Source organism: Streptomyces sp. SudanB182_2057 (genome assembly GCF_964272715.1).
Classification (GTDB): domain Bacteria; phylum Actinomycetota; class Actinomycetes; order Streptomycetales; family Streptomycetaceae; genus Streptomyces; species Streptomyces rubradiris.
The window spans coordinates 5,509,055-5,522,192 of record NZ_OZ186798.1; the positions used below are offsets into that span (position 1 = coordinate 5,509,055).

The following is a 13,138-nucleotide window of genomic DNA, read 5'->3' on the forward strand; positions in this document are numbered from 1 at the left end:
GTCCCAGACCGCGCCGGAGCGGCGGCAGCGGCCCACGGCGGTGCCGCGCCCGAAAAAGGGACGACCGCGCGGCGCCGGACGGTGCAGAATCGGCCACAGCCGGCGACCGCACGCCTTGCCGGCGAGCGGGTCCGCCGCTGTCCATCCTCCGGACCCGGGCGCACCATCCACACGGCTTCGCGTAGATTGCCGGAACAGGCAGCCGGACAGCGCGCGAGGGAACGGAAGGCACCGTGGCAAGGGCAAGGCAGGCCGTGGGCGAGGCCCGCAGGATCGTCGTCAAGGTGGGTTCGTCGTCGCTGACCACCGCCGAGGGCGGCCTGGACGCCGACCGCGTGGACGCCCTCGTGGACGTCCTCGCCAAGAGCCGCGGCGGGGGCGAGCGGGAGATCGTCCTGGTCTCCTCCGGCGCCATCGCCGCCGGTCTCGCCCCGCTCGGCCTGCGCCGCCGCCCCAAGGACCTCGCCCGCCAGCAGGCCGCCGCCAGCGTCGGCCAGGGCCTGCTCGTCGCCCGCTACACCGCCTCCTTCGCCCGCTACGGCGTCCGCGTCGGCCAGATCCTGCTCACCAGCGACGACATGAGCCGCCGCGCCCACCACCGCAACGCCTCCCGCACCCTCGACGAACTGCTCGCGATGGGCGCCTTCCCGATCGTCAACGAGAACGACACGGTCGCCACCGACGAGATCCGCTTCGGCGACAACGACCGCCTCGCCGCGCTCGTCGCCCACCTCGTCCACGCCGACCTGCTCGTCCTCCTCTCCGACGTCGACGGCGTCTACGACGGCGACCCCAGCCGGCCCGGCACCTCCCGGATAGCGGAGGTGAGGGGCCCGCGGGACCTCGCGGGCGTCGAGATCGGCAGCGCGGGCAAGGCCGGCGTCGGCACCGGCGGCATGGTCACCAAGGTGGAGGCCGCGCGGATCGCCGCCGCCGCCGGGATCCCGGTCGTGCTCACCAGCGCCGTGCACGCGGCCGAGGCACTGGCCGGCGGCGACACCGGGACCTACTTCCACCCCACCGGCAAGCGCTCCGCCGACCGGCTCCTGTGGCTCCAGCACGCCTCCACCCCGCAGGGCGCCCTCACCCTGGACGACGGCGCGGTGGACGCGGTCGTGAACGGGCGCAAGTCGCTGCTGCCCGCCGGAATCGCCGCCGTGGAGGGCGAGTTCAGCGCCGGCGACCCCGTCGAGCTGCGCGACGCGCGGGGCCGCGCGGTGGCCCGGGGGCTCGTCAACTTCGACGCCAAGGAGATCCCCCTGCTGATCGGGCGTTCGACGCGTGAGCTGGCGCGTGAGCTGGGGGCCGCGTACGAACGCGAGGTCGTACACAGGGACGACCTGGTGCTCCTGCACGTGTGACGCTCGCAAACCACTCGTAAAGCGGAGCGTACGGAACGCCCCCGGTGGGGGACGTTCCGTAAAACCCCCACGCGAAGCCCGGCGGCCTGCTCAACTTTGTCTCGGGAACATGTTGAAGGGAACACGTTCCGTCAAGGGGCCAAGCGAGCCATACGGCCTTGCCGGCCATGCGTGAAGGAGGCCGTCGTGAGACGAGTGCGCCCGGGGGCGGCGTCCCGCGGTGCTCTGACGAGCGTCGCGGCCGGGGACACCTACGAGGAACCCAGGGACCTGCCCAGGCTGTGGCACGTCACCCTGAGCGTCTCCGGCGAAAAGGTTCCGCTGCCGGAACTGCGGCGGGCCCTGGAACAGCTCGCCCACGACCACCCCTTCCTGCTGACCAGCAGATACGCGACCGACCACGCGGAGATCCGGTACTGGGAAGAGGCCCGCGACCTGCACGACGCCGCCGCGGTGGCGCTGCGCCTGTGGGGCGAGCACCGGCAGACCGCCGGCCTGCCGGCCTGGGAGATCGTCGGCCTGGAGGTCATCGACCGCGAGACCTACCACCACCGCATCGCCGAGGGCTACGGCCCGCCACCGGCGACACCGGTGGGCGTGCATCCGTTCTGAGCGGGGAGCCGTCGCTCCAGGGCGTCGGCGGGCCCAGGGTGCACCAGGTGGTGGCCCGGGGGAGGGGAGGGGTTCATCCCTTTTGGGGTGTCTCGGGGTGTGGGACGACCGCTGAACCGCGGCGCCCCGCGCACTACCCTTCCCCCATGACCACGCTCTCGCCGTACGACTCGATGTCCCCGGTCACCCAGGCCGCCTACCGGGCCAAGGCCGCCGCCGCCGACCTCGCGCCGCTCCCGCGCGCCGTGAAGGACGACGCGCTGCTCGCCATCGCCGACGCGCTGGAGGTCCGGACCGCCGAGATCATCGAGGCCAACGCCAAGGACGTGGCCAAGGCCCGGGAGAACGGCACCAGCGAGGCCATCGTCGACCGGCTCACCCTCACCCCCGAGCGGGTCCGCGCCATCGCCTCCGACGTCCGCGACGTGGCCAAGCTGCCCGACCCCGTCGGCGAGGTGGTCCGCGGCTCCACCCTGCCCAACGGCATCGACCTGCGTCAGGTCCGCGTGCCGCTCGGCGTCGTCGGCATCATCTACGAGGCCCGCCCGAACGTGACCGTCGACGCGGCGGCCCTGTGCCTGAAGTCCGGCAACGCCGTCCTGCTGCGCGGCTCCGCCTCCGCCTACGAGTCCAACACCGCCCTCGTCCGGGTGATCCGCGACGCCGTCGGCGGCGCCGGGCTCCCCGCCGACGCCGTCCAGCTCGTGCCCGGCGAGAGCCGCGACTCCGTCCGCGAGCTGATGCGCGCCCGCGGCCTGGTCGACGTCCTCATCCCGCGCGGAGGCGCCTCCCTGATCCGGACCGTGGTCAACGAGTCCACGGTCCCCGTGATCGAGACCGGCACCGGCAACTGCCACGTGTACGTCGACGCCCAGGCCGACATCGACACGGCCGTCGAGATCCTGATCAACTCCAAGGCCCAGCGGGTCAGCGTCTGCAACGCCGCCGAGACCCTCCTCGTCCACCAGGACATCGCCCCCGAGTTCCTGCCCCGCGCCCTCGACGCCCTCGCCGAGGCCGGGGTCACCGTCCACGCCGACGACCGGGTCCTGGCCTACGCCAAGGACTCCAAGGTCACCGCGGTCGAGGCCACCCCCGAGGACTGGGAGACGGAGTACCTCTCCTACGACATCGCCGCCGCGGTGGTCGACTCGCTGGACAAGGCCGTCGAGCACATCCGGCTGTGGACCTCCGGCCACACCGAGGCCATCGTCACCACCTCCCAGCAGGCCGCCCGCCGCTTCACCCAGCTGGTCGACTCCACCACCGTCGCCGTGAACGCCTCCACCCGCTTCACCGACGGCGGCCAGTTCGGCTTCGGCGCCGAGATCGGCATCTCCACCCAGAAGCTGCACGCCCGCGGCCCGATGGGGCTGCCGGAGCTGACCAGCACCAAGTACATCGTCACCGGCGACGGGCACGTACGCCGCTGACGTTCACCCGTCCGGCCGAGCGCACCCGGCCCGGGGAACGCGGCCGAAAGGCATCTCACCAGGCAGACGAATTTCCATACCGTCTGCCCAAATTGACCCCCCAGGTCTACTCTGGATCCGTGCCGGAGGACGTGGGGGGCACGCCGTTCCCTGACGGCTGGGAGCCCGACGACGACCACGACCACGGGGTGTCGGACGAAGAGTTCGCCTCCGTGGTCTTCGACGAGGCCTTCGTACAGGCGGCCACGTTCCATGAACCGTCCGCCGTCGAACGCCTCCTGGCCGCCGCCCAGGCCAGGGCCGAGGCATCCGAGGCGGAGGCGCGCCGCGCCCACGCCCGGGGCGAGCGCTACGACGACGGCTACGGCCCCGACGGCGCCGGATTCGGTCAAGAACACGACGAGGACGGGCCGGACGGCGCCTGTGTCCTCGACGACGGCCCTTACGGCCCGTACGGCAAGCACGTCCGCTGGCACCGTCCCGTCGCCTGGGTCCTGGCCGTCGTGATGGGCATCGGCATGGTCGCCCTGGCCTTCGCCGCCGTCTACCGGGGAGGCTCCTCGGGCACCCGCGACCGGGTCCCCGCGCCCGCCTCGACCGGCGTCGGCAAGGACACCGCCTCCGCTCCCGCCGCCTCCGACGACCATTCCCGGCCGGCCGTCTCGGCCGTCCCGCACTCCCCCTGAGCGCCCTTCGAGCGCCCGCCCGCGCCTGTTGAGAACCTGTCAGAAGTTGTCGCAGGCCGGGCGTTTACCCGGGGCCCGCCGGACCTACTCTGAAGGTATGGGCGGGCCTGGAGACCCACCGGAGGGGACACCCGAGGGCGGCCCCGGCGGTGCGGAGGACGAATACCGATCCGTCGTCTTCGACGAGTCGTTCGTCCGCGCTGCCCGGCTCCAGGAGTCCTCCGCCGCGGAGCGGATGGCGGACCACGCGCCCGCCGTACGCCGCCGCCCGCCCCTGCGCCGCGGACTCACCCGGCAGGTCCTGATCCTCGCCCTGCTGATCGCCGTCGCCCTCGGCACCGCCCTCTACATGGGCGTCCGCCACCCCTACGGCTCCACGCCGGTCCGCCGGTCCGTGGAGGCCCTGCGGATGACCGTCATCCCGCTCGCCCCGCGGGGCAGGGTGCCCGGCGCCGCCGACCCCGAGCGGCTGTTCACGCACAGCCCCGCCGCCCCCTTCGACGTCGGCGCCGAGGGCATTCCGCTGCCGGCCTCGCGCAGCACCGCCCACTTCTCCGAGAGCCAGGTGATGACCGCCCTCACCGCCGTCAAGGACTACATCGTCCGCTCCTCCCTCCACCCCGAGGTGCTGACCGGCCGCGAGGTGCGCCCCGTCCGGGCCCTGGTCGACTCCGAGCAGCTCGACCAGTTCGACCGGAGCGTCGCCCACCCCGCGGCGGACGGGCGGCACGCCTCCACGGGCTGGATGGTCCGCATCGACCCCGCGCGCGCCCGGCTGGCCGACGACCGGATCCGCGCCTTCGGCACCCTGAAGGTCACCGAGGCCGGCGCGGCGACGCTGGAGGTCTCCGCCGACCACACCTTCGTCTACGCCCTGCGCCCCACCGGCGCCGCCCCGCACGCCCCCGCGTCCCTCTTCACGGTCCGCCGCGAGCTGACGTTCCACCTCGACCGCGACGACCTGCGCACCCGCCAGGTCCAGCTGACCGCGTCCCACGTCCAGGCGGGCCCCCTCGCCTGCGCCGAGGACACCTCGTCCTACCTCCGCCCCCTCCTGGCCGGCCAGACCGCCGGCCCGGACGGCCCCGCGGGCACCAACCCCTACGACACGGACAGCCCCGCGTCCCTCTGCGGAACACTGGCCACGGGAGCCCAACCGAGGGTGTGAGGGCGGCCGTCGGCCGACTCTGGAGGGGGCGGGACGCACTCCAGGGAGGGCTGGCCGTGACCCGCGAGGGGCCGTCGTCCGCTCTGAGAAGGCTGTTGCAGCGGTCGGCAGCCCGGACCTACGCGTCCGTGCCGCCCGGTGCGTCCCCCGCGGCCGGCGGCGGGCTCCGGAAGCCGTCGAAGCCGCGCCGGACCCGGCCGCCCAGGTCGCCCGCGCCCCCCGCCAGGTCCGTGACCAGCTTCATCAGCGGGTCCTTGGAACTCTTCACATCGCTCGCGTAGCCGGCCGCCGACTCGCGGAAGGAGTCGCTGACGGAGGCGTCCTTGTCCTCGCCGCGCCGCGCGTAGTGGCCGTCCATGATCCGCTGGTAGTCCCGCGACTCGGCCCACTTCTTCAGCTCGGCGGCCCGCACGGTGGTGAACGGGTGGGAACGGGGCAGCACGTTCAGGATCTTCAGCACGGAGTCGCGCAAGTCACCGCCGGACTCGTACTCCTCGGCCTGCTCCAGGAACGCGTCCACGTTCATCTCGTGCAGGTGGTTGCCGCCGGCGATCTTCATCAGGCCCCGCATCGAGGCCCGCACGTCCTGGCCCACCAGCAGGCCCGCCCGGTCGGCGGACAGCTCCGACTTGCGGAACCACTCCCGCAGCGCCGTGACGATCGCCATGACCGCGAGATTGCCGAGCGGGATCCACGCGACCTTCACCGCGAGGCTGGTCAGGAACAGCAGGACCGTGCGGTACACCGAGTGCCCGGACAGCGCGTGCCCCACCTCGTGCCCGATGACCGCCCGCATCTCCTCCTCGTCGAGGAGCTCCACCAGCCCCGTGCTGACCACGATGATCGGCTCGTCCAGGCCGACGCACATCGCGCTCGGCCGCGGGTCCTGCGTGACGTACATCGGCGGGACCTTCTCCAGGTCCAGGATGTAACAGGCGTCCATCAGCATGTCGTGCAGGTGGGAGAACTGCCGCTCGGAGACCCGTACCGAGTCGGACAGGAACAGCAGCCTCAGGCTCCGCTCCGGCAGCAGCCCGCTGAGCGCCTTGAACACGGTGTCGAACCCGCTCAGCTTGCGCAGCGCGACCAGCGCCGAACGGTCCGCCGGGTGCTCGTACGCGCGCGAGGAGATCCCCGGGAAACGCCTGCGCTGCCTGCCGGGCGACCGCTCGTGCCCCGTCTGCTGCCGGCCGTCGTCGGACATGTCTTCCCCCATGTACGTGTCGGTGCCCACTGCGCCCCCGAGGCGGGGCTCAGCCTAGGCGGAGATACCGTGGACGGGCAGTACACCCGAAGGAGTCCCCGCCATGGAGCACCACCCCGCAGCCGCCCGGCTGACCGAGGCCGCCACGATCGCCGTCCAGCAGCACGGGACGGGCAACCTGCTCCGTGTCGTACTGGTCGTGATGGTCCTCGGCTGTGCGCTGACCGCCTGGTTCCTGCTGAGCGGCTACAAGCGCAAGGACGACTGACGCACGCCGAAAGTTCCCCTCCCGGCCGCGGCGAGAGATCTTCTCCGGGCCCGGCCGCGGGCGCCCTCGCGTACCCAACGGCGGAGTCGGCGTGATCGCCGCACGGCCGCCCGCTTACGATGAGCCGACATCTTTATTCCGCCCACACGCGATAGGTCCTGCCGAAGATGAGCTTCCACAGCGCCGCAGCCCAGTTGGTCACCCTCGCCGCCGAGGGCGAGGAGCGCGGCGGAAACCACGAGAGCCTGAACCCGCTCGTCACCGGCGGCGGCGCCCTGATCATCCTGCTCCTGCTGCTGTGGATCACCACGCGCTTCAACCGCGACCGCTGAGCGGGGACCCCGTCCCCGGCCGGACGTTCGAGGCCGGGCCGGTAGGGTCTGCACGCATGGGAGAGCAGGACATGCCTACCGGTCCGGCACGCGAGACGGCCGACGACCCGGTGAAGCACCCGCAGCACGGACCGGGCCACGCCCCCGCCCACACGGGCAAGCGGCGCCTGGGCGTCATGGGCGGGACATTCGACCCGATCCACCACGGGCACCTGGTGGCGGCCAGCGAGGTCGCCGCGCAGTTCCACCTGGACGAGGTGGTCTTCGTCCCCACCGGCGAGCCGTGGCAGAAGTCGCACCGCAGCGTCTCCCCGGCCGAGGACCGCTACCTGATGACGGTCATCGCGACCGCCGAGAACCCGCAGTTCTCCGTCAGCCGCATCGACATCGACCGCGGCGGCCCCACCTACACCGTCGACACCCTGCGCGACCTGCGTGCCCTCAACCCGGACACCGACCTCTTCTTCATCACCGGCGCCGACGCCCTCGCCCAGCTGCTGACCTGGCACAACTCCGAGGAACTGTTCTCCTACGCGCACTTCATCGGCGTCACCCGCCCCGGCCACCACCTGACCGACCCGGGCCTGCCGGAAGGCGGCGTCTCGCTGGTCGAGGTGCCGGCCCTCGCCATCTCCTCCACGGACTGCCGTGCGCGAGTCGCCAAGGGCGACCCCATCTGGTACATGGTCCCGGACGGAGTCGTGCGCTACATCGACAAGCGCGAGCTGTACCGCGGCGAGTGAGCCGAGAGGGGCACCGGTGAACGACCGATACGACGCGGGTGACGCGGGCTACGGCGCCGTTCCGTACGAAGTCGTCGGCTACGACGAGTACGGCCGGCCCGTGTACCGGCAGGTACCGGCCGAGCAGGCTCCCCAGGCCCAGCAGGTCCCGCAGCCCCAGCCGGCGGCCTACGACCCCTACGCCCAGCAGCAGGGCTACGGCTACGACCTCTACGCCACCGGCCACCAGCAGCCGGCCTCCCCCTACGCCCCCGGCCACGAGCAGCCCGCCTACGACTCCTACGCCGCCTACGACCCCTACGGCTCCCAGACCCCGTACGACCCGTACGCCACCGGCACCGGAACCCAGGACACCGGCGGCTACGACCCCTACGGGCAGACCGCGAGCGGCGGCCGGCAGCCGCAGGTCGCCGAGCAGACCGCCCACATCCCGCAGCAGGCCGGCCCCGCGGAGGACACCCGGGCCGCGCAGGACGGTCCGGTCGCGCAGGACGGTCCGGCGCCGCGAGGCGGCACGACCGCGGAGGACGCCGGGGCCGGGCCCGCCGGACCGGATTACCGCACCGAACAGTTCGCCTTCGTCGAGGAGCCGGACGGTGACTCCGAGGATGTCATCGACTGGCTGAAGTTCACCGAGAACCGCACCGAGCGCCGCGAGGAGGCCCGCCGCCGCGCCCGCGGCCGGCTCATCGCGCTGCTCGTCGTCCTCGCCGTCGTCGCGGCCGGCGGGGTCGGCTACCTCTGGTACGCCGGAAAGCTGCCCGGGCTGTCCTCCGGCGGCCCGGGCGGCACCGCCGCCCCGGTCACCGCCCAGAAACGCGATGTGCTCGTCGTCCACCTGCACAACACCGTCAAGGGCGGCACCTCCACGGCGCTGCTGGTCGACAACACCACCACCAAGCAGGGCACCACGGTCCTGCTGCCCAACTCCCTGGCGCTGACCGGCGACGACGGCTCCACCACGACCCTCGCCAAGTCCGTGGACGACGACGACACCTCCGGCACCCGCGACCAGCTCGACACCGTCCTCGGCACCAGCATCCAGGGAAGCTGGCGGCTCGACACGCCCTACCTGCAGAACCTCGTCGACCTCGTCGGCAACATCGAGATCGACACCGACACCGACGTGCCCGACCCGGACGCCAAGAAGAAGGGCGCGGCGCCGCTCGTCCACAAGGGCCAGGGCCAGACCCTCAGCGGCAGGATGGCCGTCGCCTACGCGACCTACCGGGCCTCCGGCGAGTCCGAGAACGCCCAGTTGCAGCGGTTCGGACAGGTCATGCAGGGCGTGCTGCGCAAGATGTCCTCCGACCCGGCCTCCGCCACCACCACCGTGCAGACGCTCGCGCAGATCCTCGATCCCCCGCTCACCGACGAGGACCTCGGCACCTTCCTCGCCAGGCTCGCCGACCTGGCCAAGGGCGGCGCCTACAGAACCGCCCTGCTGCCGGTGCGGCCCGACGGCACGCTCAGCGCCGAGACCAGCGACAGCGTGGTGAAGGACGTCCTCGGCGGCACCGCGAAGAGCCCCGACGCCGGCTCCGCGGTCCGGGTCTCCGTCCAGAACGCCACCGGTGTGAAGGACGACACGGAGAAGGCCCGCGTCGTGCTCCTCAACGGCGGCTTCACCTTCCTGGAGGGCGGCAGCGCCTCCGGCACCGAGACCACCTCGAAGGTGACCTACGCGGACGCCGCCGACCAGGCGAAGGCCACCGAGGTCGCCAAGACCCTCGGGCTGCCCGCCGGCTCCGTGACCAAGGGCACCGTCTCCTCCGGGGCCGACGTCTCGGTGGTCCTCGGCCGCGACTACAAGCCGTCCTCGTCCTGACCCCGGGCCGCGCTCCCGGGCGGAGCGCGGCCCGCGAGCCCCACGTGCCGCCGTAATCCCGTGGGGTGTGCCGGGCGGTCCGTGAGACCCTTGATGACAAAAGACCGCCGACGGAAAGCCATGTAGTGACCGCCACCGACCGTTCCCTTGAGCTCATCAACACCGCCGCCCAGGCGGCGGCCGACAAGCTCGCCCACGACGTCATCGCCTACGACGTGAGCGACGTACTGTCGATCACGGACGCCTTCCTGCTCGCGTCCGCGCCGAACGACCGCCAGGTCAAGGCCATCGTCGACGAGATCGAGGAGCGCCTGCAGAAGGAACTCGGCGCCAAGCCGGTCCGCCGCGAGGGCGACCGCGAGGCCCGCTGGGTCCTGCTCGACTACGTCGACATCGTCGTGCACGTCCAGCACAGCGAGGAGCGGGTCTTCTACGCCCTGGAGCGGCTGTGGAAGGACTGCCCCGAGATCGAGCTGCCCGCCGACGCCAAGGCCACCCGCGGCAAGGCCGAGGAGCACGCCAAGCTCCAGGCCGCCGAGGCCGACCAGGAGCCGGGCGGGGAGTGGTGATGAGCGCCACGGGTGAGGTGACCGACCGCACGGGCCGGGGCCGCCGCATCATCCTGTGGCGACACGGCCAGACCTCCTGGAACGTCGAGCGGCGCTTCCAGGGCACCACGGACGTCGAGCTGACCGAGACGGGCCTGGGCCAGGCCCGCCGCGCCGCCCGGCTGCTCGCCTCCCTGCGGCCCGACGCGATCGTCTCGTCGGACCTGCGGCGCGCCGCGCACACGGCCGCCGAGCTGGCCGCCCTCACCGGCCTCGACGTCACCCGCGAGGAGGGCCTGCGCGAGACCTACGCGGGCGTCTGGCAGGGGCTGACGCACGAGGAGATCATCGCCCGCCACGGCGAGGAGTACGCCGCCTGGAAGCGTGGGGAGGCGGTCCGCCGCGGCGGCGGCGAACTGGAGACCGAGGTCGCCGACCGCGCCGCCCCCGTCGTGCTGCGGCACGCCGAGAAGCTGCCCGAGGACGGCACCCTCGTCGTCGTCAGCCACGGCGGCACCATCCGCACCACCATCGGCCGGCTCCTCGGCCTGGAGGCCCGGCACTGGGAGAGCCTCGGCGGCCTCTCCAACTGCTGCTGGTCCGTGCTCGGCGAGGGCGCCCGTGGCTGGCGCCTGCTGGAGCACAACGCGGGCACCCTCCCGGAGCCCGTGCTCGGCGACGACGACTGACCGCCGCGGGCCCCCCGGACCCCGGATTTCACTTTCCGGCAGGTCACAGGCTAAAGTTCTTCTTGTTCGCCCCGCCGAGCGGGAAGAACACCAGGGGCTATAGCTCAGTTGGTAGAGCGCCTGCATGGCATGCAGGAGGTCAGGAGTTCAATTCTCCTTAGCTCCACTGATCGACACTCTGTCGAGTTGTCAAAGATCGGTGATGAGGATCCCGTCCCCTCCTGGGGGGCGGGATTTTCTGCGTGTGCTCCCGTTCCGGACCCTGTGAACAGTGAAGCACCCGCCACTGACAATCGGCCCCGCCCGCTGCCCGCCGCGGTGGGCGCCGTGTCCGGACTGGTACTGAGGCGTCGCTGACCGTGTCGGTCCGGTCGTGGCAGAATCAAACGGCCGGAAGGGGGCGCGGCCCGACGGGAGGGAGTGGCGATGCCTGCGAGCATCCTTGAGGAGGTCGGCCACCTCCTCGACGCGGCGTTGATACGGGACTCGATCACCCGGCTGAGCTGCCCTTCCTGCGGTTCCGCGCATGTGGCGCAGGTCCTGGGCGACAATGGCGGAATCTCGTACGTGTGCACGGCCTGCGGCCACACCTGGAGCTGATCGATGGGGGCACACCGGCGGAAGTGCGACTGGTGCGGGAGCGGTACGCCCATCGTCCGCGACATGGAGCCGATCAACACCGCTTACCAGTACTGGTGCGAGGAATGCGCGCGGGCGCTGATCATAAAAGGCGACCCCATCGAGACCTACCGGGAACTGGAAGGCGAGCCGATCTACGGCCGGCTCCTGGAGGAGCACTGCACGCTCAAGAGGTTCTACCAGTTCGTCACGGCTTGACGCCGGTCTCGCCGTCCCCGGGCCTCGGCGACGATGTCCGGGCCAGCGCGAGGAAGAGCGCGGCGGCGACGCCGTAGCCGGCCGACAGCAGCAAGTGCGTGCCGCCCAGGTGGAGTTCCGGGCGTCCGGGCCCGTGCGGCACCCACCAGGGGACGTACGACCAGAAGACCAGCAGGGTGCCCAGGGCCGCCGCCCGGTGCCCGCGCGTCCACAGCAGCAGCACCAGCGGCACGCACCACACCCAGTGGTGGGTCCACGACACCGGGCTGACCAGCAGGGCGGTGACCGCGCAGGCGCACACCGCCCACGCCCGCCGCCCGCGCGACTCCGCCCGCACCGCCACCGTCAGGCCGAGGGCGGCCAGTACGGCGGCACCGGCCGTCCACGCGGCCGCCGGGTCCGGCGTGTGCAGGAGGCGGGCCAGAACGCCGCGCAGGGCCTGATTGCCGGTGTCCTCGGCCAGCCCGACCCGGCTCGCGCGGAACACCATGCGCGTCCAGAACCGCCAGGAGTCGTACGGCAGGACGGCCGCCGCCAGCAGGGTCGCCCCGGCGAACACGACGGCCGCCCCGCGCGCGTGCGGCAGCCACGGCCCGCCCCGCCCGCCCCGCAGCCGGTCCACCAGACCCGTGGCGAGCAGGAACACAAGGAACAGCGCGGGCGTCAGTTTGACCGCGGCGGCCAGTCCGATACCCAGCCCGCTCCAGCGGTCGTGGCCGCCGGCGGGCCGGCGGGTCAGGTCCCACAGCACCAGCACGGCCAGCAGCAGGTTGATCTGGCCGTAGCGCACGGTCGTCCACACCGGTTCGCACCACACGGCCGCCCCCGCGACCCACCAGACGGTCCGCACGCGCGCGTGGCCGACGAGTTTCAGCGACAGCTGTACGAAGACCACCAGCAGCGCGAGATTGCCGGCCGTCGCCAGGGTGCGCAGCAGCGCGGTGTCCGGCAGCGTCAGCGGGGTGAACAGCAGGGCCGCGAACGGCGGGTAGGTGGTGGGCAGGCGGGCGGTGGTCGCGCGCAGCGCGTACAGGTCGTCGCCGGCGCGCACGGCGGCTCCCTCGGCCCGGTAGACCATCAGGTCGATCATCGACACGTGCGCGGCCCGCTGCGCGGCCCAGAACGCCGCGAAGGACATCAGGCACACGCCCAGGGCGACCGGGACCCGTCGGTGTGCTGTCAACGGCGCGATCTCGGGCATGGAAGCCGACATTAGCGGGCATACGGAGCGAAGCCGAAAGCGATTTGGCGCTGCGCCCACGGGCCTGTAATGTTTACGTCGTCGCCGGGGGAACCGGGCGAAACAACAAAACAAGGGGCTATAGCTCAGTTGGTAGAGCGCCTGCATGGCATGCAGGAGGTCAGGAGTTCAATTCTCCTTAGCTCCACAGAAGTCGAAGGCCGACCATCCCAGAGATGGTCGGCCTTC

At 72.2% G+C, this 13,138-nt stretch carries 15 protein-coding genes and 2 tRNA genes; 15 read left to right on the forward strand and 2 right to left on the reverse strand.

Annotation, left to right across the window (positions count from 1 at the left end; genetic code table 11):
- Nucleotides 1-254 precede the first annotated feature (254 nt).
- From proB to ACSURM_RS24315, 5 genes are all read left to right on the forward strand, one after another.
- Nucleotides 255-1,361, forward strand: coding sequence for a glutamate 5-kinase (proB, locus tag ACSURM_RS24295; protein ID WP_436961173.1), 1,107 nt, complete (start codon nucleotides 255-257; stop codon nucleotides 1,359-1,361).
- A 186-nt stretch (nucleotides 1,362-1,547) separates the two neighbouring features.
- Entirely contained in the window at nucleotides 1,548-1,973 is a 426-nt protein-coding gene (locus ACSURM_RS24300; RefSeq protein ID WP_030777314.1) for a hypothetical protein, read from the forward strand.
- Nucleotides 1,974-2,119: 146 nt separating this feature from the next.
- Nucleotides 2,120-3,406: a glutamate-5-semialdehyde dehydrogenase gene (locus tag ACSURM_RS24305; protein WP_436957883.1), complete on the forward strand. Its 1,287-nt coding sequence runs from the start codon at nucleotides 2,120-2,122 to the stop codon at nucleotides 3,404-3,406.
- 119 nt (nucleotides 3,407-3,525) lie between these two features.
- Complete coding sequence (locus tag ACSURM_RS24310) at nucleotides 3,526-4,092, forward strand: hypothetical protein (RefSeq protein ID WP_436957884.1); 567 nt, start codon at nucleotides 3,526-3,528, stop codon at nucleotides 4,090-4,092.
- 97 nt (nucleotides 4,093-4,189) lie between these two features.
- On the forward strand, nucleotides 4,190-5,260 hold the full coding sequence (locus ACSURM_RS24315; RefSeq protein ID WP_436957885.1) for a hypothetical protein: 1,071 nt from the start codon (nucleotides 4,190-4,192) through the stop codon (nucleotides 5,258-5,260).
- Between the two features lie 118 nt (nucleotides 5,261-5,378).
- Here ACSURM_RS24315 and ACSURM_RS24320 read toward each other — a convergent pair whose 3' ends face one another.
- The gene (locus ACSURM_RS24320; RefSeq protein WP_436957886.1) at nucleotides 5,379-6,464 is read right to left on the reverse strand and encodes a M48 family metallopeptidase; all 1,086 of its coding nucleotides are present in this window, start codon (nucleotides 6,462-6,464) and stop codon (nucleotides 5,379-5,381) included.
- A gap of 103 nt (nucleotides 6,465-6,567) precedes the next feature.
- Between ACSURM_RS24320 and ACSURM_RS24325 the strand changes: the two genes are divergently transcribed.
- The 9 genes from ACSURM_RS24325 (at nucleotide 6,568) to ACSURM_RS24365 (ending at nucleotide 11,709) form a co-directional block, all read left to right on the forward strand.
- Nucleotides 6,568-6,732 (forward strand): hypothetical protein, encoded by a 165-nt coding sequence (locus ACSURM_RS24325; RefSeq protein WP_249492308.1) that lies wholly within the window; start codon nucleotides 6,568-6,570, stop codon nucleotides 6,730-6,732.
- A 167-nt stretch (nucleotides 6,733-6,899) separates the two neighbouring features.
- Nucleotides 6,900-7,064, forward strand: coding sequence for a hypothetical protein (locus tag ACSURM_RS24330; RefSeq protein WP_030777300.1), 165 nt, complete (start codon nucleotides 6,900-6,902; stop codon nucleotides 7,062-7,064).
- Between the two features lie 56 nt (nucleotides 7,065-7,120).
- The gene (gene nadD / locus ACSURM_RS24335) at nucleotides 7,121-7,807 is read left to right on the forward strand and encodes a nicotinate-nucleotide adenylyltransferase (RefSeq protein ID WP_436957887.1); all 687 of its coding nucleotides are present in this window, start codon (nucleotides 7,121-7,123) and stop codon (nucleotides 7,805-7,807) included.
- Nucleotides 7,808-7,823: 16 nt separating this feature from the next.
- Nucleotides 7,824-9,635: an LCP family protein gene (locus ACSURM_RS24340; protein WP_436957888.1), complete on the forward strand. Its 1,812-nt coding sequence runs from the start codon at nucleotides 7,824-7,826 to the stop codon at nucleotides 9,633-9,635.
- A 125-nt stretch (nucleotides 9,636-9,760) separates the two neighbouring features.
- The gene (gene rsfS, locus ACSURM_RS24345) at nucleotides 9,761-10,204 is read left to right on the forward strand and encodes a ribosome silencing factor (protein ID WP_436957889.1); all 444 of its coding nucleotides are present in this window, start codon (nucleotides 9,761-9,763) and stop codon (nucleotides 10,202-10,204) included.
- A complete protein-coding gene (locus ACSURM_RS24350) occupies nucleotides 10,204-10,872 on the forward strand; it encodes a histidine phosphatase family protein (RefSeq protein WP_359043064.1) in 669 nt (222 codons plus the stop codon). The genes rsfS and ACSURM_RS24350 overlap by 1 nt, the downstream gene beginning before the upstream one ends.
- 93 nt (nucleotides 10,873-10,965) lie before the next feature.
- Nucleotides 10,966-11,038: transfer RNA gene (locus tag ACSURM_RS24355), tRNA-Ala, on the forward strand.
- A gap of 260 nt (nucleotides 11,039-11,298) precedes the next feature.
- The gene (locus ACSURM_RS24360; protein ID WP_106980580.1) at nucleotides 11,299-11,472 is read left to right on the forward strand and encodes a hypothetical protein; all 174 of its coding nucleotides are present in this window, start codon (nucleotides 11,299-11,301) and stop codon (nucleotides 11,470-11,472) included.
- Between the two features lie 3 nt (nucleotides 11,473-11,475).
- Nucleotides 11,476-11,709 (forward strand): hypothetical protein, encoded by a 234-nt coding sequence (locus ACSURM_RS24365; protein ID WP_189996935.1) that lies wholly within the window; start codon nucleotides 11,476-11,478, stop codon nucleotides 11,707-11,709.
- Here the strand turns inward: ACSURM_RS24365 and ACSURM_RS24370 are convergent.
- Entirely contained in the window at nucleotides 11,699-12,910 is a 1,212-nt protein-coding gene (locus tag ACSURM_RS24370) for a glycosyltransferase 87 family protein (RefSeq protein WP_436957890.1), read from the reverse strand. The genes ACSURM_RS24365 and ACSURM_RS24370 overlap by 11 nt on opposite strands.
- Nucleotides 12,911-13,024: 114 nt before the next feature.
- Here ACSURM_RS24370 and ACSURM_RS24375 point away from each other — a divergent pair.
- Nucleotides 13,025-13,097, forward strand: a tRNA-Ala gene (locus tag ACSURM_RS24375).
- Nucleotides 13,098-13,138: the final 41 nt, after the last annotated feature.